The organism is Sulfurospirillum barnesii SES-3 (genome assembly GCF_000265295.1).
Lineage (GTDB): Bacteria > Campylobacterota > Campylobacteria > Campylobacterales > Sulfurospirillaceae > Sulfurospirillum > Sulfurospirillum barnesii.
The window spans coordinates 2400329-2424230 of record NC_018002.1 but is presented as its reverse complement, the minus strand read 5'-3'; the positions used below and the strand labels follow the sequence as shown (position 1 = coordinate 2424230).

Genomic DNA, 23902 nt, shown 5'->3' with positions numbered 1-23902 from the left:
TGAATGCAGAAATTTTTTTGGCTTTTTTTAGTGTTAATCATAACGCTAGAAGCAAGAGAAAATCCTTTTAAGAGCCTCTCTTCTACGGAGGATGTCGGTAAAATGACGGATATTGAAGAGCATATTGAAGAGTTTAAAAACATCTCCTTTACGCTTCCTAGTAGCGCACGTATTTTAAAAAGTGTTACCATTAGCTTTCAAAATATTGATGGCTCCATCGGCTATGAAGAAAAAGTGTTACATCATATGGTTGATTGGCATCATCCTTTAGTCCTTAGCCATAGCATTCCTGTGAAAGAGAAAGTATCCGTTACTCCCCCTGTATCTAGTACAACTCTTTCTAAAGAGGCAACTGAAAAGATTCAAAGTAAAATATCTCTTCTTGCCCCTACCCCAACCATACAAGAGAAGCGTGAAAAACCTTTGGTTTTAGCAGAGGGTATCTCTTTTTTACTCGATGAAAATGAATTAATCCTTTTTACGAAAGATAGCAAACTCCGTGATTTTTTAGTGGTAGACCCCTATAAAATTGTCCTTGATTTTAAAAGAGTACGCTCTTTTACGACAAAAACGCTTCCCTTTTTAAAATCACACTTTGTCTCCGTTACGCTTGGAGAGCATAAAGATTTTTACCGTTTAGCGATTTTATTGGATGGGCATTATCGTTATGATTTACAAGCATTTGAGGGTGGGTATCGCATTAAATTAAAATAAAAAAGTTTACATGTAAGGAAAAATATCCTTACATGTAAGAGCGTTTAAATATCAAATTTTGGTGTTCGCTCGACAGGTCCTAGATAGTGCTGGCGAGGGCGTGCAATCTTCATATCAGGTTGTTCTTTTAACTCAATCCATTGTGCAATCCATCCTGGAGTTCTTCCAATCACAAAAATAACCGCAAACATCTCTTTAGGAATTTTAAGCGCTTGTAAAATAAGTCCTGAATAAAAGTCAATATTAGGGTAGAGTTTTCGTTTGATAAAATACTCATCATTTAAAGCAATTTCTTCAATACGGTGTGCCACTGCCATTAATTCTGTGTCAATGCACAGGTCATTCACCAACTGCTTTTGGAGATTTTTCAAGATGGTTGCTCGTGGGTCAAAGTTTTTATAGACCCTATGACCAAATCCCATCAATCGAAACGGATCATTAGGATCTTTTGCCTTAGCAATAAATTTATCGACATTATCAACATTCCCAATTAATTCTAACTGACGAATCACAGACTCATTTGCTCCACCATGTGCACGACCCCAAAGTGCTCCAATACCAGCTGAAATAGCGGCATAAGGATGTGCATGTGTAGAAGCAACCACACGAACAGCAGTGGTTGAGGCATTTTGCTCATGGTCAGCATGCAGGGTGAAAATCGTATCCAATGCTTTAACTTCAATAGGCTTTAAATCAATATGATGATGAGGATACCCTCGTATCATATATAAAAAGTTCTCCGTAAAGCCTTTGTCTAAGTCGGGATAAATAATAGGAAGTCCCTGTGAATAACGGTAGGAAAATGCTGCAATCGTAGGAATTTTTGCCACAATACGATGTGCCATCTCTTTAGCTTGCTCAGGGGAGTCCATATCTAAATGGTCAAAGTAAAAGGTAGAAAGGGCTGAAACAGCTGCCGATAAAATGGCCATAGGATGAGCGTTATCAGGGAATGCATCGAAGAGTTTACGCATACTTTCATGCACAAAAGAGCGCTTTTTAAGTTCCATTAAAAAGTTTTTATACTCTTCTCTGTTGGGCAGTTCGTTGTGTAAAAGCAAATACGCTGTATCTAAGAATGATTTTTTCGTTGCTAGATAGGCAATATCGTATCCACGGTACATGAGTTTACCAATATCCCCATCAATGTAGGTAATTTTTGAACGGCAGCTTGCGGTGGAGGTAAACCCACGATCCAGTGTAAACATGCCAGTATTGGCATAAAAAGAGGATATATCAACCACATCCGAACCCAGTGTCGCCTTAAGAATGGGAAATTCAAATTCCTTACCTGTGCGATTGTCAATAAGGGTCACAGTATCTTTACTCATACGTATCCTTTCTAAAAACGATTGAACTTACATTAGGATTTATTATAGCAAATTTTATTTCGTATGAAACGATTTATGCAGGTGTCACATGCTGACAGAGTGTGGCAACCGTGTAGCCCAAATGTTCAATCATGGCTCTATCCCGCATCGGAGCTTCCCCTTTGGTGGTAAGATAGTCTCCAATAATAATAGAATCCGCCCCTGCTGCAAAAATATCACAGTGTGGGCTAAAGGTTTGTTCACGTCCTCCTGCTATCATTAAAACACTCTCTTTAGGAAGTTTGGCTCTAAATTCTTTGATAATATCAAGCGCTTCTGCTTCACTTAAAGGGGTCGCTTTAAGAGGCAATGCAGGATTTGAGATGTAAAAATTAAGGGGTACTGTTGCAGGGGAGAGTTCGCAAATACTTTGGAGTAAAGAGGCTCTATCCGCTTCACTCTCTCCCAATCCCACAATCCCTCCTGTAAATAAAAAGAGCCCCACCTCTTTGACATTTAAACAGGTTTGATAACGCCCTTCCCATGAATGGGTTGTGCAGATGTTAGAGTAAAACTCTTTGGAACTCTCTAAATTATGGTTATACGCATTGACTCCTGCTTCTTTAAGGGCTTTGAGTTGCTCAACACTCGCCGTTCCATTACAAGCGATTAAAAGAAGTTGAGGTAATTCACGTTTAACCGCACGGGCTGCTTCACACACGAAGGCAAGTTTTTTATCATCCAGTCCAAGACCAGAGGTCACCAAACAAAAACCAAGGGCACCATTGCTTGAAGCACATTTTGCTTCATGAACAATTTGCTCAATGGCTTTGTATTTGTAGCGCTCAATATCGGCATTGTGATGGGCACTCTGGGTACAAAACCCACAATCCTCCGCACAACTTCCGCTGGAAATATTGCAAATAGAACATAAAAAAATAGGTTTTTTCATCAGGTATTTTTCCTTACATGTAAAGATAGGTGAGATGGTTTTGGAAGAAAAGAAGAGTGCTTACGCCTCTTCTTTGTGTTTGCATTTAATGCACTCATAAATCTCTTTTTTACGTAGTTCTCGTTTTGCCATAATGTAGCCACATTCAGGGCATTTTTTATCAGTGGGTTCGTAATTGGAGATAAATTTGCATTTGGGGTAATTACCACAGCCAAAAAATTTGCCTCGACGGGAGCTTCGCTCAATAATATCGCCACCACACTCAGGACAAGGTACCGCAAGCTTGACATGCTCTTTAGGAGCACTTTCACTCACTTTTTTAAGGTTTTGTGTGTATTTACATGTAGGATACGTACTGCATGCAATAAACTCACCAAAACGCCCTTTTCGTCGCACAAGCTCTTTACCACACTCAGGGCACATTTCGCCTGTGAAGACAATAACTTTTTGGCTCTGAATCTCTGTTTTTCCTTTGGCAACTTGCGCTTCAAACGGTTCGTAAAAATTCCATAAAATGGCTTGCCAATCCTCTTTATCCTCCGCAATGAGGTCTAGGCGCTCTTCCATGTTTGAGGTAAAAGAGGAGTCTACAATTTGAGGAAAGTGTTGCTCTAAAAGCTCCGTGACTTGAAACGCCACTTCAGTAGGGACAATTTGCTTCTTTTCAATATTGATGTATTCACGTGCACTTAACACCGAGATAGTTGGCGCATACGTGGAAGGTCTGCCAATACCAAGGCTCTCTAATTTTTTAATCAAACTGGCTTCTGAGTAGCGAGAAGGTGGCTCTGTAAAGTGTTGATTGGCATCAAGTTTACTTAACGCAACGTCTTGTTTAAGCGCTAAATCTGGAAGCAATTTATCTTTGTCATTATCGCCATAGACTTTGTAAAAGCCATCAAAAAGGAGTTTGCGACCACTGGCTTTAAACTTACCACTTTGGCTTTCAAAGATAAGCGTTTGGGATTCAAAACGGGCATTGTTCATTTGTGAGGCTAAAAAGCGGTTGTAGATGAGTGCGTAGAGTTTGAGCTCATCAGAAGCCAAATACGCACTTGCAATCGCTGGGGTGAACTCCAAAATGGTCGGACGAATCGCTTCGTGTGCTTCTTGTGCGCTTTTGCTTTTGTTGGCATAAAAACGAGCTTTTTCAGGCAGATAGGCTTTGCCGTATTGATTTAAAATCTGCTCACGTGCCGCTTCAATCGCCTCTTTAGAGATATTAAGCGAGTCGGTTCTCATATAGGTAATAACCCCTTGAACGCCTTGATGGGTCTTAACACCCTCGTACAAGGTTTGTGCGAGCATCATCGTTTTTTTAGGCGAATACCCCAACGCACTGGAGGCACTTTGTTGTAAGGTTGAGGTCATAAAAGCAGGGCTGGGAGAACTCTCACGCTCTTTTTTCTCCAAAAGGGCGACATGAAAAGCTTCTTTTAAAAGTTTTTCTTTGATGGCATAGGCACGCTCTTGATTGCCTATGCTCATTTTTTCAATTTTTTCACCCTCAAACTCAACCAATAAAGCGTCAATGGTTTTGTTAAAGAGTGCATCAAGGCTCCAAAACTCTTCTGACTGAAAGGCTTTTATCTCTTTTTCTCTATCGACAATTATTTTAAGGCTAGAAGATTGCACACGCCCCGCACTTAAGCCTTTTTGGATTTTTGAGGAGAGCAGGGGAGAGAGTTTATAGCCTACAATTCTATCGAGCAGGCGTCTGGCTTGTTGTGCGTTAATACTGCTTTCATCTAAAGTGCGAGGATTTTCTAGCGCATGGGTAATGGCATGTTTAGTAATTTCATGAAAAACAATACGTGGCAAGCTTTTAGGGTCTTTACCAATGGCGGTGGCAATGTGAAACCCAATGGCTTCTCCTTCTCTATCCTCATCGGTTGCGATATAGACTTGATCGGCTTCTTTTGCCAGCTCTTTCATCTCTTTAACCACACTGGCGTGATCTTTTGGTACACGGTATTCGGGGATAAAGGTTTGGTTTTCTATTTTAATGCCAAAACTGCTTTTGGGAAGGTCTCGAATATGCCCTTTAGAGGCGACAACGGTGTAATTTTTACCTAAAAAATTTTTAATCGTTTTGGCTTTAGTGGGTGATTCCACAATGATGAGATTTTTCAATGATTTTTCCATAATAATATAGGTTACATGTAAACATTTTTTTGTATTCTATCGAAAAAAAAAATCTATGCCAAACGCTAAAGTTTTTTTTTGAGGTGACGATGTAGTTTACATCAAAGGCAAGGAAGCCCGAGAAATAAAACGATAAAAGGATTTATCATGCGTATTAACACTAACGTCTCTGCTCTTGCAGCACAAACGAACCTCACAAAGACTAATAGCGCTCTTAGTAGCTCTTTGTCTAAACTCTCTTCAGGTTTGAGAATCAACACAGCGGCTGATGATGCTTCAGGTATGTCAATTGCCGATTCTCTTCGTTCACAAGCAAATGCTTTGGGTCAAGCGGTTTCTAATGCGAACGATGGTGTATCTATCGCTCAAATTGCAGACGGTGCGATGGATGAACAGATTAAAATTCTTGATACCATCAAAACTAAAGCGACTCAAGCAGCACAAGATGGTCAAAGTCCCGCATCTCGTAAAGCGCTTCAATCCGATATTTCTAAATTGGTTGAATCCCTAGACAACATTGCAGGCTCAACCTCATTCAACGGTAAAAACTTGCTTTCAGGTAGTTTTACCAATGCAGAGTTCCAAATCGGTGCTTACTCTAACCAAACCGTTAGTATGAGTATTGATGCAACCAGTTCTGATAAAATTGGTCAAACCCGTTTTGAAACCAGTGCTATGGGTACAGCTCTTGGTACAGCAACGGTTACGTATACTCCTGAAAGTGGTGCAGCTAATAATATCGTATTTGAATCGGTTACCATTAGTACCAGTGCGGGTACAGGTATTGGGGCATTGGCTTCGGTGATTAATAAAAACTCTGAAACCACAGGGGTTACTGCAAGTTGGAGTTTAACCCAAACAGGTGATCAAGCGATTGCTGCAGGAACTGTTGAAGATCTCACCATTAATGGAACTATTGTTGCGGCTTCTTTAGCGGTTGAAGCGAATGATAGCAATGGTGTTTTAGTTGATGCGATTAATCAGTTTACGTCAACTACAGGTGTTTCTGCAAGCGTTGATGCACAGGGACAACTCAACCTTACATCGACTGATGGTAGAGCCATTCAAATTAGCTCAGATGGCACAAATAGCCTAGATACTCTTACGGGTATTGCTGATGGTGTTTCAACAGGTCGTTTAACGCTAACAAAGGCGGGTGCAGCGGATATTCAGATGACAATTGCAGGTGTAACAGACCTTGATACCACAAGTCAAAGTGAATCGAGCTTAAGCCTTCGTGACATGATGAGTGCAATTAGCGCGGATGATGCAGAAGCAATGGGTGCGTTTGCGAATGATAACGTTGTAGGCGCTAATCAAGAATTAACAGCGGGTGTAACAACGTATGCGGGTGCACAAGCGATGATTAAAATTGCTCAAACAGCGCAAGAGAAACTTGATACCATTCGTGCAAACATCGGTTCTGTTCAAAATCAGTTGACATCAACCATCAACAACATCTCTGTAACACAAGTAAACGTAACATCAGCGGAATCTCAAATCCGTGACGTTGACTTTGCTGAAGAGTCTGCAACGTTCTCAAAATATAACATCATGGCGCAAGCTGGAAGTTATGCTTTAAGTCAAGCAAACTCTACACAACAGAATGTATTGAAATTGTTACAATAGTAACAATTTTTCTCTCTAAGGGTAGATGGGGCGACCCATCTACCCTTTTTTTATGGGTATAGTTCTTGCTTTTAAAAGGGCTACGTGACACAAAAGGTGAACCATGGCTTTGTATGAAAAAAATTTCTCAGCACTTTCGTTAAAAAATCCTTCTCTTGCCCATGCGCTAAGTAGCTTGTCTTTAGAAATTCCGTATGAGATTTTTATGGAAAATGAAGCGCTTGAAACACTTAATTTAGTCCATACCACAACCTTTACACCCCTGTATGCAACCAAACCGCAAATGGTTTTAGAAGAGCAAAAAGAGCAGTTTAAAGTGTTTCAAGAGTACCCCTACCTTTACTTTTTTGGTCTAGGCAATGGGGCATTGTTGAAACATCTTTTAGCGAACCAAAAACATCAGCGTATCGTAGTGATTGAGCCTGATGCTTACATCGCTTATGTGGTGTTAAATGTGGTTGATTTTTCCAGAGAGCTAACGAGCAATCGTTTGGTAATTTTTGGAAAAGATGCGCTCAATTTTCCCACCATCTCTGCACTTTTTAGCACCTTTGAGACACAGCGCTATGCTAAACTTTATGATTTACATGTAAGCAGTGCGTTTTACGAAATGCATGAAGAACTCATCATGCAAAGCAATCGTTTGTTTATGGAGTGTTTGCACCAAAGTGTCCAATCGGCTGGCAATGATGTGCACGACGCCCTTGTGGGGGTGGAGCATCACTTTATGAACCTTCCTTTGATGCTTAAAACTCCACCTTTGCTTCAATTTTTTAAACAGGCTAAAACGACCGAAGTTGCCGTCTTAGTTTCCACAGGTCCCTCTTTAGCCAAACAATTACCGCTTTTGAAAGAGATGGCACCTTATATCACTATTTTTGCCGTGGATGCAAGTTTTCCTGTTTTAACACGCTATGGCATTAAGCCCGATGTGGTGGTCTCCATGGAGCGCATTCCTTTAACGGGGCGCTTTTTCAAAGAGACGCCTAAAGAGGCGTTTGAAGGCGTTGTCTTTTCCCTCAGCTCCTTGCAACACCCTGAGGTGGTGGGAAGCATAAAGACTGGGGTGATGCAGATGAATATGCGCCCTTTTGGCTATATGATGGAAACAGGTGCGCATGCGTGGGGCTATGTGGGTATTGGGATGAGTGCGGCAAATAAGGCGTATGAGCTTATTTACCACAGTGGTTTTAAAACGTGCGTGCTCATCGGGCAAGATTTGGCGTACAGCGATGAGGGCAAAAGTCACTCAGCAGGGCATGTGTTTGGCGAAGATGAGGTCAAGCACAAAGCGGGTGATGGATTTGTAGAGCGTTACGGTGGTGGAGGGGTCATTAAAACCACAGCGGTGTGGAACTGGTTTCGGGCATTTTTTGAAAAAGATATCGCCGAAACCAAAGAGCATATGCAAACCATCAATGCCACGGAGGGTGGTGCTCGTATTTTTGGAGCGATTGAGCGTGCTTTTAAAGAGGTGATGACAACGGTCGATAAAAGCAGAATCAAAAAGCCCATTGCATTGACGCCTCTTCATGAGACAGAACTCAAGCGTGTACAACAAGAGGTGGCCCACAACATTGAGGCGATTCGCTCTTTTTTAGCACAGCAACGAACGTTGGTCGAGACTCTCTTTTTAAAAACCGCAACACTGTGCGAAGCCCTTGAGGCAAACAAAAACGTAACACTAGAACAGTTAGAAGCTCTTGAAGCGCAGATTCTAGCAGTGCGTAAGCGTGTCAGAGAAGAGCGATTTGAGCAGTTGATTTGGCATGTGGGGCAGTCGATGCTTTTGGTGCAAGAGATGGATTTGGCGTGTATTGAAGTACGCTTTACATGTAACGAAAAAGAGCGCTACGAAAAGCTCTCGTTGTGGATACAAGCGCATAAAGGATGGCTTTTTGCCCTTGCGGGCTGCATTGATGCCATTCAAGTGGCGATGGAGCGCAAAGGAAGCCACTATGGTAGCACATCTGCGGTAAAGGTATGAATGTGATGGTAGATGATGCTTATGTTGCAAAACTCACTGAAGTCTTATCTCAGCCTTTAGACTTTGAGACGTTTGAGGGTATTTTGCGCTCCAATATACCTGAGCTTTATAAGCGCTCACGTGTTACAGGAACATTTCAATGCTCCCATGAATATGTGATAAATCTTTTAGAGGCGTTACGTGCTAAGTTGTATGTGTATCTTAAAGAGGGGCATCTTTTAGAGAATAATTATATCAATCTATGGTTTTTATTTTCGCAAACGTCTTTGAGGAATGATGCAACATTAAGCTCCTTTATAGCCTTACTTGAACAGAGCTATGCGACGTATGATGTCACTCAAAAAGAGCGTTTTATTTTTGCGCATCTTTTATTTGTTTTGAAGATGGCAAATGGAGAGGGAGTGAAGTGTTTGTCGTGGTTTATGGGGGAACATCTTTGGTTTGATGGAAAAAGTTATCATCTCATGGATGCCAATGCCCAAGCACTAAGAAGTTTTTGTGAGTCATTTGAAATCCCTGTAGAATGGGTCATTCAAGGACTCGCAGACTCTTTGGATGTGGAGCGTTTTTTAAAGGCAAGCTATGCGACTCGTATGGGCATTGGTACGTGGATATTAGGCTTTTTTTGGCAGATTAAGGGATTTGAAAATCATGCTTCTTGGAGAGATATTTTATATCCTGTTTTGAAGCAGCTCTTTGTTACATGTAAAGAGCGTGGAATGATGGAGGAGGTGATGAATTTGCACTTTTTAATGAGTCATATTGTCACCAATCGTATTCAAACGCAAGAAGAGATGAAAGAATTTAACATTGAAATTGAAGAAGAAGCAAGTGCTTTTTATGCCAAATGGGCAGAAGAACAGAAGCTTTCTTTGCCTAAAACATCTTTACATGTAAAGAAGAAAATAGCACTCGTAAAAGATAGAATCGTGGAGAATTCTCCTTTTAAAGTCGAGTTTTCGCTTTTAAGTGCATTGTCTGAAAATGAAGATTTTAAAAAGAATTATGAGCTTATTGTTTATTCGATGGCAATCATTGAAAAAAGTTTAGACGATGAAAGATGTATTGAAAGTATCCGAAACTTGGGCTTTGAGGTAAGATGTGTTGCGTTTGAGAGTCTCAATCCTAAAACCAATTTTCAAAGCCATTTGACACGGGCTTTAGCGATACGTCATGATATGCAAAAAAATGAAATTGATACGATGATAGTGGTAAACAATAATACCCCCATTGCGAGTTTTTTATTGAGTACACGAAGCTGTGTGAAGCAGATATTTTGGAGTCATGGGAATTTTGAGTACGATGTATTAGGAATTGATAAGAGAATGAGTCATTTTTCAGCAGAAACAAAATTTAAGTTTAGTCTCTTTGACATTCCCATTTTAGAGCAATTTTCAAATCCTCAGAGTGATTTTTTTGAAAAAGAAGCCATTAATATACGTAAAAAGTGGGCGGGAAAGCGTATCCTTGGAAGCATTGGGAGGCTGATTAAGTTAGATAGTGATGTGTATCTTGAAGCACTTTCAAAAATACTTAGCAATAATCCAAATACGATCTATCTTGCCTGTGGAAAAGGAGATATGCAGAATATTCGTGAAAAGCTCATTCGTTACCATATAGACGAAGAAAGGTTTATTTTTACAGGTTTTGTGAATCCTCATCTTTATGGGTATGTTATTGATTATTATTTAGATACGTTTCCCCTGCATTCAGGGGAAGCATTGAATGAATACATAGCAAAAGGGCGTGTTCCTTTGATTTTATTAAATAAAAATCATATTGCAAAAGATACCTATATTAGGTTGGGTATGTTGGATTCTCTTGAGAAAATACATGCATTTAGCGTGGAAGAGTATGTCAAAATAGCCAATTACATTTTAAGTGATGATACTATTTTTGAAAAAGTGAAAAAAAATATGATCCTTTTTGCAAAGCAGGTAAGTGAAAAACTTTTAGAGATTAAAAAGACAGTCGATGACTTTGTAAACATTGTAGAAGAAGCAAATCATGCGTAAAGACGGTTTAATTATTTTGGAAGAAGAATACAAGCCCATTGCTTCAGCTTTAAAAACACTAAAACATAGTTTGTTGGTTAAAATGATTGGTGTTTTTGGTGCTTTTATTTTCATGATTGCTTTGCCAATTGTTGGATTATTGAATGTAGTATTCCCTGCGAAGAAAAAACGTGTTATGGTTGGAACACATTCTCTTGTCAGTAATATTCACTATAAACATCTGCTTAATGGGGCTTTGCTTGATTATGAGATTGAAATTTTTGTTTTTACTGATTGGCTAAATGAGCCTTCTTATTATGATATTCAAGCAAAAGATATTTTGCCAAAATGGTTCATATGTCATGACGCTTATTTACTCTCTCCTTATATTGTATTTATTTGGGCAATGCGTCGTTATAGAGGGTTTTATTGGCACCTTGATGGTGCTATTTTAGAGAGAACTGCATTGTGGCGTTGGGAGCCGTTGCTTTTAGAATTATTTTCTAAAAAAGTTATCATTCAAGCCTATGGATCGGATCAGTGGACTTTGTTGCAGAGTACGGATGATATCAATTTTAAATTTGGACTCTCAAGGTTTAGAAAACGTTATTTTATGATGGATTTTAAACGCATAGAACTTCGTTATATGTGGGCACAATATGCTCATTTAATGGCTGGGGATATACGCTATTTACCTCGTTTTAGCTCCTTTAGTATGGCACATTTTTATGTAGATTTGGATCTTCTGCCTTATAGATATAATGAAAATATGGATAAAATTATTGTTTCTCATTTTGCTAATCATCGTGAACGAAAAGGTTCCTATGCGATTGAAGCGATGTGTGAAGAGCTTAAGGCTGAGGGATATGCTATAGAGTATAGAAGTATTTATGGAGCAAGTCGCCAAGAAGCACTTGCTATTTTAGATGAGTCTCATATCTTTATCGAGCATCTTTTTAATGGTGTTATGGGGACAGGTGCACTTGAAGCAATGGCAAAAGGAAATGTGGTATTGACAAATTTTGATCAGCGCTTGATAGATTTTTGTTTGGTTCAAGATTATGTATTTTATGCCACATTTTTTAGAGAGATGCCTATGGTAAATGTGAATGTTTATACGCTCAAACAAGCATTGATTTCACTCATAGAAGATAAAGATACGTTAAAAAAACGAATTGAAGATTCTCGCAAGTTTGTTGAGTTGAGTAGTAAGCGGGTTGTTGATGGGTTTTGTGAGAAAAATATTTTTCAAAATTTGTTTGATGGAGTGAAGAGTGAATAAAAATATGCAGACGCATGGTTGGGTTGCTCTTGATACGCCATTTGAACCACCTGTTTATTTTTGGCAAGAAGTAAAATATTATATCATAAGAGGAATTGTTGATGTGCTTGTTTTTCCATTCTTCCTATGTATAGTTTTAGGTTTAGTAATATGGAAAAAATCTTGCAAACAGCCTTTAAAAAAGAGAATGTTTTTTGGATCTCATCCTATTGTGACTTTTGTTCATAATAAACATATATTAGAAACTGAATATGAGTGTGTTTTATTTGCTTTTGAGGATTGGTCAAATGGTACAATGCACAAAGGAATAACACTTAAAGATATTATGCCATCGTTTTTAATAGGAAATACTCCTTATATGTTAGGTAGTTATTGGGCTATGGTATGGGTTTTATTACGATTTGAAGTTGTACATCTTTATTTTGATGGTGGATTATTAGAGCGAACATTATGGTGGAGAATTGAACCCGTTTTATACCAAGTATTTGGTATAAAAGTAGTTCTTTACCCATATGGAACCGATGTTATGAGTACTGTAAGAAATGTAAATAGAATACAACGTTTTGGGCATATGCGTTTTTCTAAAAAATATTTTATGATGGATTATAAACGAGAAAAACGTAATTTTTGGTGGAGTAAATATGCTAACCTTGTCATAGGTTATGCACCTTATATTGATTTTTTACCAAGATTAGATGTTTTAACATGGCATGGACATATTGTGTATGATGTTGATAGGGTTCCTTTTCCTTCTATAAAACCTAAAATTAAAATTATTCATTTTGCTTCACATGGTGTAAGAAAATCTAGTTATTTTATAAAAAATGAATTAGATAAATTGTCTAAAGTTTATCCTCAAATTGAAGTTGAATGCTTAAGTGGTTTGTCAAGAGATGATGCTATTAAGAAAATTGAAGATTCACATATTTTTATTGATTCATTAAATGATGGTTATTTGCAGTTTTCTTCTTTGGAAGCAATGCTTAAAGGAAGAGTTGTTCTTTCATTAATAGATACCCAATTGCAAACATTTTTTATGCAAATTGCGCCTTTGGAGTATAGCTCTTTTTTCCAAGATTTACCTTTGATAGGAATTAATTCTGATACGCTTTATACAAAACTTGAAGAATTGATACTTCATCCTGAAAAATTAGAAAGCATTGCAAACAAGAGTAATGAATTTGCTCGTAATATGGTAGCTCAAAATATTGAAGGGTATAAAATTATTATGGCAATGCTCGTGGAGCAAAAATAGTGTGTGCTATATTTGGCTTTGTTGCACCCAAAAATCAAGAATTATTAGAAAAAATGGCACAGAGTTTAAGGCATAGAGGTCCTGATGATAGGGGCTTTTGGCAATCAGATGAGTGCTCTTTAGGATTGGATCGTTTAGCTATTTTGGATATTAAAGGCGGAATGCAACCTTGTGTAAAAGATACAATTGTCTCTGTGATGAATGGAGAAATTTACAACTTTCAAGCCTTGCGAATTGAACTAGAATCTTTAGGATACGCCTTTAGTTCAAACCATTCTGATGCGGAAGTCATCCCCTTTGCATACAAAGAGTGGGGGCTTGATTTTGTGGATCATTTGGAGGGTATGTTTGCCATTGCTCTATGGGATAGTGTTTTGCAAAACCTTATTTTGGTAAGCGATCCTGTGGGAAAAAAACCGTGTTATTACACACTTGAAAAAGGAGATGTTTACTTTGCTTCGGAGATAAAAGCTCTTTTACATGTAAAGCCAAATCCGTCGATTTGCGAGAAAGCATTGTATGCGTTTTTAGCTAAAAAAACAGTTGCTTCACCTTATTCTATTTATGAGGACATTCTGCAAGTACCACCTGCAACGATGATGATTTTTCATCAAGGAGTTTTGGTAAATGAAAGACGTTACTGGACTCCTTGTTTTGATGGTAGTTTGGTTTTTTCTAGCGAAGATGAGTATGTAAAATTAATCACAGAGTCTTTAGAGCGTTCTGTAAAAATGCGTGCTCAAATGGATGTTGAATTTGGTGCTTTTTTATCTGGAGGGCTTGATTCAAGTCTTGTGGCAACATTGACAGCCCAACATACAAGTAAGCAACTTGAAACATTTACCTTGGTTTATGAGGATAGCATAGAAGGTAAAGATGATGATGAACGTTTTGCACAAATAGTTGCTGAAAGAATTGGAGCTAAAAGGCATATTTATAGATTGGGACATGAAGAGGTTTGGAGCTCTTTGTCCAAAGTATTAAGAGCGTTTGATGAGCCATTTTCTGCAACCATAAGTCCCTATTTTTTGTGTTCATTGGTTGCACAGCATGTAAAAGTGGCATTGTGTGGAGATGGGGCAGATGAGTTATTTGGGAGTTATTTCACGCATCGAAATTCAGCTAAATTAGATGAAATAAAAAATTATCAATTGTCAAATGGTTTATGGCGTAAAAAACTGAATGTTTTTAGCGATGAAGAACTTTCTATGTTGTTTGGAAAGTATATTAGTACGCCAGAACTTTTTTTTGGTGGAGCACATGCAATAACACAATTACATCAAACACTTGAAGGTGAGTTTTGTGATCAGCTTCCTAATCAGGTTCTCAAATACGCAGATCGTCTTTCGATGGCACATAGTGTTGAGATAAGAAGCCCCTTTTTAGATCGCTCTTTTATTGAATTGGTCGGGCATATCCCTAGTTCACTTAAAATCAAAGAGCAAGAAGTAAAATATATTTTAAAAAAAGTTGCATTGCAGTTTTTACCAAAAGAGCTTGTTTTTAGACCAAAAGAAGGTTTTGTTTTGCCTATTTGGCGTTGGATGGATAGTGTGTGGAAGGATCGCATCAAAGAAACATTAAAGATGTCCGATATTAATGTTGATTTTGGGATACAACAAGCGTATGTTGATTCTTTGGTAAGGGAATGGGAAAATGGAGCGTCTCATCATGCAAAAATTTGGAGTTTGGTTGTATTGACAATTTGGAATAAGGAGAGAAAATATGGTTATATCAGAAACGCATAAGAAGAAATTACTCGCCATTGAGAAAAATTTAGAGCAGCACGCTTTCCCACCTCAGATTGTAGTAGAAACAACTTCTGTGTGTAATATGAAATGTGCACATTGTAATCATAAAATAATGAAACGTCCAAAATTTCATATGAGTAATGATATATATTGCAAAATTATTGATGAAATTGCTCTTCTAGCACCCGATACCGAGGTGTGGCCTACTTTTTATGGCGAGGCATTTACTTTGGGAGATAAACTTTTTGAAAGATTGTGTTACGCAAGAGATAAAGGGCTTCGCAATCTCGTTTTAAATTCAAATGGTAAATTATTGGGTCGCAAAGATTATATTGATCAGATTTTAACATCAGGACTTAAGCGTTTTATTCTCTCCTTAGATGGGTTTAAAAAAGAGACGTTTGAGCGTATTCGTGTGGGTGGAAATCGTGATAAGATATACGCAAATGTCGAAAAGTTACTGTCTCGAAAAAAAGAGTTAGGGCTTGAATTTCCTATTATACAATGTCAGTTTTCAGCCATTGATGATAATGCTTTAGAAGTTGCTGCGTTTAAAGATTTTTGGGAAGTAAGAGGTGCTGAGGTAAAAGTTCGAAATATGCTTTCGTGGACAAATAGTGGCGATGTGGTTGCAAGTAATTTAGACTATGAAACTGATTTTAGGATTGCGTGTCCTTGGGGAAATAATACAATGGCAATTCACGCAAATGGCAATATCGTCGCATGTGCAGTTGATTATGAAGGAAATTTTGTAGCTGGAAATGTTGAAGAAAAAAGTTTAAAAGATATTTGGCAACATGATCATTATCAAAAGCTTCGTAAAATTCATAGGGAGCATCGCTGGAATGAATTGCCAGAAGTTTGTAAAACGTGTCCTGATTGGCAAGCGGTTGGTGCTGAATATTATGAAAATAAAACTTTAGGTGAAACGAAAGAAGAAGCTAGACCTTTTTGGTGGAAACATCGTGAAGATAGTTAGTTTAAAGGAAAATATCGTTTGGCTAGAGAATTATGTAGCGTTGAGAAATCAATATGCTAAGGCACTTTTTTCTTCTGAAATGAATAGTGATGAAACGAGAGATTGGCTTAACAATAGAGATATTGAGGTTTTGATAGCCATAGAAAATGATGCGCTTTTAGGAGTGGGAATTTTATACCTTAACAAAAAAGGTGAAATAACACTCTTTGTCAAAAAGCCAAATCAAGGTATAGCCAAACTTCTTTTAGAAAAACTACAAGACTATGCAAATCAAAAAAATTTGCTTGAGCTTTGGGCATGGGTACACGATGAAAATAAAGCTTCCCAAAAGTTTTTTATCAACAATGGATTTATAGATTTTAGTAAAGAAAATAAGACTGTTAATACAACAACATATTCAGGAATAATATACAAATACAGATTGGATTAACTATGCAAAAAATAGAACATACAAATAAACATTATGGCATCAGAGCTGAGGCAGTTGAATTTCCCATGATGATAGTATTATCGTTTAGTTATGTATGCAATGCGCTTTGTCCCAATTGTCCTTATACAAATTCTTCCATTAGAAGTGACTATAAAGATGCAAAATATATGAGTGAAGAAATTTTTAAAAAAATAGCGGATGAAGCGGGAAAATATGGAGCTTGGCTTCGCATTTCTGGTGGTGGAGAGCCTTTAATGCATCCGCAATTTTTAGAGTTAATGGCGTATGCTAAATTAAAAGGGTGTAAATTAGGCATTATTAATAATGGCTCATTGATGAGTATTGATAAGGCTAGGGCATTGTTTGAGATGGGTGTTGAGATGTTAGAGTTCTCTGTTGATGCTGCGACAAAAGAGGATTATGATATTGTACGAAAAGGGCTTGATTTTGACACATTAGTTAACGCTGTACGCACTCTTTATGCTTTAAGAAATGAGATGAACGCTCCCACTAAAATTTTAGCATCTGCTATCAATCAGCAAGGCATTGATGTGGATTCTGTGGAAGCATTTTGGAGTCCTTATGTAGATCAATTTCAAAAAAGAAAATACCTCACATGGGGAATCAATGACCCACAAAATTCAGCAGATGATACTCCTTATCTTCCTCCTGAAGAAAAAATCCCTTGCCCTTTTATTTTTGAGCGTTTAAATATCGATAGTCGTGGGCAGATTATGGTGTGTGGTTATGATATTGCTGCCAATACAAACATGGGCAATATTCGTGAAAAAAGTATCAAAGAGATATGGCATTCAGAGGGATTTGAGTTTTATAGACAAAAACATTTAGATAAAAAAGGCGATGAGATAGCGATGTGCAAAGAGTGTCCTGATTGGAAATACCGATCGTGGCATCATAATTACTGGAAGTTAGTTGAGAATGCAGAAAAAGTAAAGAACCAAGCTTTACATGTCAAAGGAAATTAAATGAAAAAAACGTTTCTCATTACGGGTGGTGCGGGATTTATAGGTTCAAATTTTTTGCATTATATTTTCAATGCCTATCCTAATTCAAAGATAATTGTTTTAGATCTTTTGACTTATGCGGGAAATGTTGATAATTTTCCCGTCAAGCCCAATAATAATTCTGGGCGTTTTGAATTTTGGTATGGTAATGTAACCAATAGTGCTTTGGTGGAAGAGTTGGTTGAAAGAGCAGATATTGTGGTGCATTTTGCCGCAGAAACACATGTAACACGTTCTATTTATGACAATCGAAATTTTTTTGAGACCGATGTTATTGGAACGCAAACAATCGCCAATGCGGTACTTAAAAATAAAAAAAGCGTTGAGAGGTTTATTCATATCTCTACGTCAGAAGTGTATGGTACGGCTGAGAATTGTACGTTTATGGATGAAAATCACCCGCTAAATCCAGCATCTCCTTATGCCGCAGCCAAAGTAGGTGCGGACAGATTGGTTTATTCGTATGTAAATACTTATGATATTCCTGCAACCATTGTTCGTCCTTTTAATAATTATGGTCCCAGACAACATCTTGAAAAGGCGATTCCTCGTTTTATCACTTCTCTTCTTTTGGGTGAAAAACTAACCGTTCATGGAAAAGGGGAAGCCTCAAGAGATTGGATTTTTGTGGAAGATACATGCAGGGGTATTGATGCTATTTTATCTGCTCCAATTGATAAGGTTAAAGGTGAAGTTTTTAACTTAGGAACAAGTAGAACCATTTCGATTCGTGATGTAGCTTTAAGTGTTACTAAGCTTTTTGGTTTTGGGGAAGAAAAAATTATTTACAATGAAGACAGACCTGGTCAAGTGGATTGTCATTTGGCAGATATTTCAAAGGCAGAAAATGTACTCGGTTGGAGACCAAAGGTTACCTTTGAAGAAGGACTTAAAGATACGATAGTTTGGTATAAAAATAATAGACAAATGTGGGAAAAACAGATTTGGATGCGTGAAGTACCGATTATGCTTAAAGATGGTAAGAGAGTAATCCATTAAAAGGAAAAAATAAATGATTTGCCCAGTTTGTAAAACGTCCATAGTCAATTCTAAGCATATTTGGAAATATGAATTTAGTGAAATTATTCAATGTAATTTTTGTGGCGTCGTTCATCATGTTAGAAATAGCACTTTATATAAAGAGCAAGTGTTTGCTACCTATAGCAAAAATAGTTGGGGTAATTTTAATAAAGAGGATTATGATTCAAATTTAGCATCAGTTCAAATTGCTCAGCATGCGGATAGAATGAAATTTAATCTACAATTTTTTCAAGAGTTTATATCGTTTGATAACAAAAAATCAATTTTGGATATTGGTGCGGGTATTGGCTTGCTTGAGTTTATTGTTGAGCAGACAAATGAAAAACTTGCAGATATGAATTTCGTATTATTAGAGCCGATAGCTGAAAATTATCAAATTTTAAGAGAGCGTTATTCTAATTATGTTGTTCTTAATGGGCATTTAGAAGAGTATGAAAATATTGAGTCTGTTTATGATGTAATATTCTGTCAAGGAGTAGATTATCTTTTTAATGATATAGATAAGTCTTTTTCACTGTTACATAGATTATTGAAAGATGATGGCTTATTATTTATATCAAGAAATGTTTTTATTGATATGCCTTGTTATTTTGGAGGAGAAAAAATAGATACTTTGCAAAAACTTTTTTCTCCCAATCCTTTAATTAATATATTTTTTCTTGAAACTCATTATAGAGAATTTTTAGAAAAGAATTTTGAAATTTTATCTTCAAAAGAGTATTTAGAAAAATATGGAAAAGGATTAGCCGTTGGTAAAAGCTACAACTATGTATTAAAGAAAAAATCTTTAATTTATGATCAATCAGCAATAATGAATCAAGATTTTAAAGAAGTATATGATATTGCTATACAAAAGTTATCTGTAAATAAAAAATAAAATGTTTAACGAAATAATATAACGATATGGGATAAGGGGGTAATTGATGGGATATAAAAATATTGAATTAAAAAATAAATATATTTTGGAATGAAAATGAGTGTTTTCATCCCCTCTTTATTGCTTGATATGATTGTTGAAAACAATTTGAAGTTACATAAGGAGTTGATACCTTTTGGCTCTAAAAAAGAAATTGAAAACTATTTTTTATCGCTTTGTGAAATGAATGAATTACCTCGTTTTGAAAAGTTTTTTACCAGCAAAAAAGAAGATAGGCGTTATCTTGAAATCGGAAGTGGTTTTGGGTTTAATCTTATCAATGCAATTCAATCAGGCTATAACATCGTAGGCATTGAGCCTGGGAGAAGCATAGGTTTTGAAGATAGATTCAATCTCGCTCTGAAGCTTATAGAAGCAAACGGCATTAGCCCTGCTGAACAGTATATCTACGATATGGTGGCAGAAAATTTAAGTCAATTTGATAATGAAACATTCGATATGGTTTTTAGCATTGCTGTATTGGAGCACGTTTTAGACATAAAAAAATCATTGAGTGAGGCACAAAGGGTTTTAAAGCAACAAGGCATTATGTATATGAATATTCCAAACTATAACTCTTTTTTTGAAGGACATTATAATATGCTTTGGATTCCTTATGTATTACTTTATAAGCCTTTTGCAAAAGTATATGTTAGGTTTAGAGGAAGGTCTGATTTTTTTATTGATGAGCTTAATTTTACAACACCTTCGCTCATTGATGCTTTAGCACACGAAGTGTTAAAAGAGGGGAGATATTATATTTTGCCTCATTTTGATGGATGGCTTGGAAAATTTGGATTTTATTACTATTTTTTACGTACTGAGTTGCCAACCAATAACTCTTTTTTACTTTTTATAAGAAAAAAGAGTTGGTTGAAATTTCTTGCAAATAGTGTGGTGAGTGTAGTTGTGAAAACGGGGATGTCTTTAGGTTTGTGTAAAGTATTTAATGTGCTCTATATTAAAGATGAGCAAGGATTTAAAGGACGATTTTATGCATAAAAAAGCATTAGAGTATTTGGTGTGCCCTTCTTGCCAGCGTGATTTTGAACTTAAAGATGTTGTTGAAGAGAGTGGCTGCATCAAAGAGGGAAAACTTTTTTGTCCATCGTGTCAAGCATCGTTTAAAATTCATAACTTTATTCCTCGTTTTGTAGAAGATCAAGAATATGTGGCATCTTTTGGGGAAGAGTGGCATCTTTTTAAACATGTGAAAAATACGAGACCTTTGATGTCAAAAGATGAAATGAACCAATATATGGGACTTAAAAAAGAAGATATTGAAAATAAAGAAGTTCTTGAGATTGGTTGTGGGGCAGGTCCTTATTTGGATATAAGTGCAAGAGAATTTCATGCAAAGCATATTATTGGTATTGATTTGAGTCGTGCTGTGGACGCTGCTTATGAAAATGTAGGACATTTGGACAATGTAACGATAATTCAAGCCAATCTTTTTAGGCTTCCTTTGCGAAAAAAAAGTTTTGATGTGGTGTATTCTTTGGGTGTTTTGCACCATACACCAGATACGCATAAAGCCTTTGAAGCTATTGCCCCTTTTGTGAAGACTAGAGGGCTTTTAAGTATTTGGTTGTATGGAGCGTATTGGCTAAAGAAAAGTGTCAATCAAGATAGAATTAGAAAGCTTTTTACTTCTAAAATGTCGCCGATGGCGCTGTATCGTTTTTCCATCATCGCCTCATGGCTTTATTATCTCTACAAAATTCCTTTTATAGGGCATGCGTTTAGGGAAACATTGCCGATTGCGATGGATAAAGACCGTCATGTGAGGGCACTCAATACCTATGATCTTTACAGCCCAACGTATATCAATCGGCATTATGTTGATGAGGTGTATCGATGGTTTAGCGAAGAAGGGTTTGAAAAAATTGAGCCGTGTCATTATATTTTGGGTATGAAAGGCTATAAGCGTGAAGTGTAATTCCCCTTATATTTTTAAAATAGCGGATATTCCAGAAGATCGTTCGCTTATCCTATACGGCGGGGGACATGCTGGAAGAATTTTAATAGCTCTTTTGCGTATATATCGCCCACATCAGCTCATCAGCTATATTGTTGATGATGCACATGTTGGTGACATAGATGGTATAGCGATTATCTCTTCTGCTGAACTTGAACAAATATATATACCAGAATATTTGGTTTTGGTTTCTGTGCTTTTATGTGAGAATATTTTAAGTGTATTGGAGCGAATGAATATAAGGCATTATGCATTGATTCGCTTGAATTATCCCCATGATTTAAAAGAGTGTGAGGCACTAGCAAAAATGCATCAAGACTCTTATGCTATCACTCCTAGATATAGTTCGATACAAGAGTATCATAAAGGATATTTTGAGCGTGTCATAGAGATATTTGAAAAAGAAGAAGATAGCGCTTTATACAGTATGATAGTTCATAATTGGCATAAGCGAAATTTTGATGTGAGAGATTATTATGTTCATCATTTTCCTTTTATAGGAAGGCATTATTTAGAGCATTTGGATTTTTCTGATGTTAAGGTAATGATAGAAGGTGGGTTGGCTGATGGAATCAATACCATTGAATTCTTACATGTCATGCCAAAGATAGAAAAAATATATGGGTTTGAACCTCTGTACAATGCCTATGAACATCCGCATAAAACGTATTTAAATGCAAATCCAAAAGTGCAGATTTTAACGCAAGGGCTTTGGCATGAAAACACTACATTAGCCATAGATACATCCAGTGATCTTCCCCTTGCGAGTGTGAGCACTTTAGAGGAAGTTAATTTCTCTTCTCATCTTGAAATTGAGGTGGTAAGTATAGATAGTTTTGTGGAAGAGCGAAAGATTGAAAAAATTGATTTTATCAAATTTGACATTGAAGGCGCAGAATTAAATGCGCTTAGAGGAGCTTATAAAACCCTTCAAAAAGATAGACCAAAATTAGCCATTTCGATTTATCATTCTTATGAAGATTTGTACCAAATCGCCCTTTTTTTAAATGAAACACTCAAAAATTATAGTTATCGTTTAGGGCAGTACCATTATGATTTAGGGGAGACGGTGTTGTATGCTTTTCCTAAGGAGTCCAATACCGCCACGACATGTGAAAAAGAATTATTATTTAAAAGGGTTTAATATTGGAAATAAAATCTTTGCTTATTGGTAATACGGTTGTTGTATTTGACGAAGAAATTATGGATAAATTGTCTGATTCATACAATATGTTTGTTAAAAGTAATGTTTTAATGATTAAAAGAAAAGATTTGATGGATAATAATTGCCATTCTTTTGAAAATATTATATTTTTTGGAATCACTCCTAATACACTTGCAGATGTAGAATACATCAATCAAGTGTGTCCTAAAATGGTCTATTGGTATGATGAAGTAACGAATCAGCTTAATCCTATTATATATTCTTTGTACGATGGAAATCTTAGTGTTGCAAAACTTCCATTTAGCATGATGATGCAAAATATTGAAAGAAGATTTTTGTTTGAACTTGCAAAGCGTGTTAGTCATCATGAATCAATCTTTGAAATTGGGCGAAATAGTGGTGGATCTACTCTTGCTCTAGCACTTGGAAATCAAGAAAAACACAATCTTTCTGTGCTGGTTTCTTTAGATATTCTACACAACCCTCTTTATGATTATTATGCTAAAAAATATGAAGTGATCAAAAAAATCAAATGTTTTGTTCAAGACTCCAAAACATTTGATTGGAAAGGTGAAAATAAAAATCTTCCAATAGGACTTTTATGGATAGACGGAGAACATACTTACAATGGTTGTAAAAGTGATATAGAAAGATATAAAGGATTTCTTTCAGATGGAGGAATGATAGCTGTACATGATTATGGAAGCGGAAATCCAGAAATCGCAGGTATTATGAAAGCTGTTCATGAAAGTATTGTTGAAGATGATAATTTTGAAAATTTTTGTGTGATTGGCAGTATTTTTTTTGCACAAAAAAAGGGTGGTAAACAAATTCTTGATACAAAAAATCTTTCTTTGGAAAAGAGCATTCCTTATTATATTTTAGAATATTTAAGACATTATACTCCTGTGTTTAATTCCAAAATAGCTATTTATGGTACAGGTTTTCAAAGTTTAGATATTTTTTGTATGGCAAAGCAATACGGTTTAGAAAAAAATATAGTAGCATTTGTGGATGATTTTTCTATGCAAAAAACTTTTTATAACTTACCAATAATATCACTCAGTGAGACCAAAAGTATGAATATAGAACATATTTTAATTGGTTCAAAAGATCACGAAGAATCTATGGCACAAAAACTAAAAACTAGTGGTTGGAGTGAAAAAGATTTTACCCGAATCTATACAGCCGAGGCTTTTAAAAACTTTATAGCTTCTGGTAAAAATATTTATCGATTTGAATCATCAAGATGGAATGAACTTTTTATATTTGATCGAAATTTGGGAGAGTAATAGTGGAATTTTGGAAAAAAACTTGCAACTTTTTCTCTTATAAAATTATTCCTTTTC

At 36.5% G+C, this 23902-nt stretch carries 19 protein-coding genes; 16 read left to right on the top strand and 3 right to left on the bottom strand.

The window, feature by feature from the left end; genetic code table 11:
* Positions 1-3 precede the first annotated feature (3 nt).
* Positions 4-714, top strand: a complete 711-nt coding sequence (locus SULBA_RS12200) for an AMIN domain-containing protein (protein WP_014770601.1) — start codon at positions 4-6, stop codon at positions 712-714.
* Between the two features lie 44 nt (positions 715-758).
* Here SULBA_RS12200 and SULBA_RS12195 read toward each other — a convergent pair whose 3' ends face one another.
* The 3 genes from SULBA_RS12195 to topA form a co-directional block, all read right to left on the bottom strand.
* Positions 759-2045 carry a citrate synthase gene (locus SULBA_RS12195; protein WP_014770600.1) on the bottom strand — a complete coding sequence of 429 codons (1287 nt, stop codon included), beginning with the start codon at positions 2043-2045 and terminating at the stop codon, positions 759-761.
* A gap of 73 nt (positions 2046-2118) precedes the next feature.
* Positions 2119-2976 (bottom strand): biotin synthase, encoded by an 858-nt coding sequence (locus tag SULBA_RS12190; protein ID WP_014770599.1) that lies wholly within the window; start codon positions 2974-2976, stop codon positions 2119-2121.
* Between the two features lie 60 nt (positions 2977-3036).
* Positions 3037-5121: a type I DNA topoisomerase gene (gene topA, locus SULBA_RS12185; RefSeq protein ID WP_014770598.1), complete on the bottom strand. Its 2085-nt coding sequence runs from the start codon at positions 5119-5121 to the stop codon at positions 3037-3039.
* 147 nt (positions 5122-5268) lie between these two features.
* Between topA and SULBA_RS12180 the strand changes: the two genes are divergently transcribed.
* The 15 genes from SULBA_RS12180 to SULBA_RS12110 all read left to right on the top strand — a co-directional run bounded on the left by SULBA_RS12180 (position 5269) and on the right by SULBA_RS12110 (position 23845).
* Positions 5269-6750, top strand: a complete 1482-nt coding sequence (locus tag SULBA_RS12180; RefSeq protein WP_014770597.1) for a flagellin B — start codon at positions 5269-5271, stop codon at positions 6748-6750.
* A 103-nt stretch (positions 6751-6853) separates the two neighbouring features.
* On the top strand, positions 6854-8737 hold the full coding sequence (locus tag SULBA_RS12175; RefSeq protein WP_014770596.1) for a motility associated factor glycosyltransferase family protein: 1884 nt from the start codon (positions 6854-6856) through the stop codon (positions 8735-8737).
* Between the two features lie 5 nt (positions 8738-8742).
* Positions 8743-10752, top strand: a complete 2010-nt coding sequence (locus SULBA_RS12170) for a glycosyltransferase family protein (RefSeq protein WP_245391468.1) — start codon at positions 8743-8745, stop codon at positions 10750-10752.
* Entirely contained in the window at positions 10745-12013 is a 1269-nt protein-coding gene (locus SULBA_RS12165) for a hypothetical protein (protein WP_014770594.1), read from the top strand. The genes SULBA_RS12170 and SULBA_RS12165 overlap by 8 nt, the downstream gene beginning before the upstream one ends.
* On the top strand, positions 12006-13268 hold the full coding sequence (locus tag SULBA_RS12160) for a hypothetical protein (RefSeq protein WP_014770593.1): 1263 nt from the start codon (positions 12006-12008) through the stop codon (positions 13266-13268). The genes SULBA_RS12165 and SULBA_RS12160 overlap by 8 nt, the downstream gene beginning before the upstream one ends.
* On the top strand, positions 13268-15016 hold the full coding sequence (gene asnB / locus SULBA_RS12155) for an asparagine synthase (glutamine-hydrolyzing) (protein WP_014770592.1): 1749 nt from the start codon (positions 13268-13270) through the stop codon (positions 15014-15016). The genes SULBA_RS12160 and asnB overlap by 1 nt, the downstream gene beginning before the upstream one ends.
* Positions 14994-15998, top strand: a complete 1005-nt coding sequence (locus tag SULBA_RS12150) for a radical SAM/SPASM domain-containing protein (RefSeq protein WP_014770591.1) — start codon at positions 14994-14996, stop codon at positions 15996-15998. The genes asnB and SULBA_RS12150 overlap by 23 nt, the downstream gene beginning before the upstream one ends.
* Positions 15985-16428 (top strand): GNAT family N-acetyltransferase, encoded by a 444-nt coding sequence (locus tag SULBA_RS12145; protein ID WP_014770590.1) that lies wholly within the window; start codon positions 15985-15987, stop codon positions 16426-16428. The genes SULBA_RS12150 and SULBA_RS12145 overlap by 14 nt, the downstream gene beginning before the upstream one ends.
* Before the next feature lie 2 nt (positions 16429-16430).
* The gene (locus SULBA_RS12140) at positions 16431-17414 is read left to right on the top strand and encodes a radical SAM protein (protein ID WP_014770589.1); all 984 of its coding nucleotides are present in this window, start codon (positions 16431-16433) and stop codon (positions 17412-17414) included.
* Positions 17415-18452 (top strand): dTDP-glucose 4,6-dehydratase, encoded by a 1038-nt coding sequence (locus SULBA_RS12135; RefSeq protein ID WP_014770588.1) that lies wholly within the window; start codon positions 17415-17417, stop codon positions 18450-18452. It abuts the gene before it with no gap.
* 13 nt (positions 18453-18465) lie between these two features.
* Positions 18466-19371 carry a class I SAM-dependent methyltransferase gene (locus SULBA_RS12130; RefSeq protein WP_014770587.1) on the top strand — a complete coding sequence of 302 codons (906 nt, stop codon included), beginning with the start codon at positions 18466-18468 and terminating at the stop codon, positions 19369-19371.
* Positions 19372-19467: 96 nt separating this feature from the next.
* Positions 19468-20412: a class I SAM-dependent methyltransferase gene (locus SULBA_RS12125; protein ID WP_014770586.1), complete on the top strand. Its 945-nt coding sequence runs from the start codon at positions 19468-19470 to the stop codon at positions 20410-20412.
* A complete protein-coding gene (locus SULBA_RS12120) occupies positions 20405-21349 on the top strand; it encodes a class I SAM-dependent methyltransferase (protein WP_014770585.1) in 945 nt (314 codons plus the stop codon). The genes SULBA_RS12125 and SULBA_RS12120 overlap by 8 nt, the downstream gene beginning before the upstream one ends.
* On the top strand, positions 21339-22532 hold the full coding sequence (locus SULBA_RS12115) for an FkbM family methyltransferase (protein ID WP_014770584.1): 1194 nt from the start codon (positions 21339-21341) through the stop codon (positions 22530-22532). Before SULBA_RS12120 ends, SULBA_RS12115 begins: the two co-directional genes overlap by 11 nt.
* Positions 22533-22534: 2 nt before the next feature.
* Positions 22535-23845 (top strand): class I SAM-dependent methyltransferase, encoded by a 1311-nt coding sequence (locus SULBA_RS12110; protein WP_014770583.1) that lies wholly within the window; start codon positions 22535-22537, stop codon positions 23843-23845.
* Positions 23846-23902 lie beyond the last annotated feature (57 nt).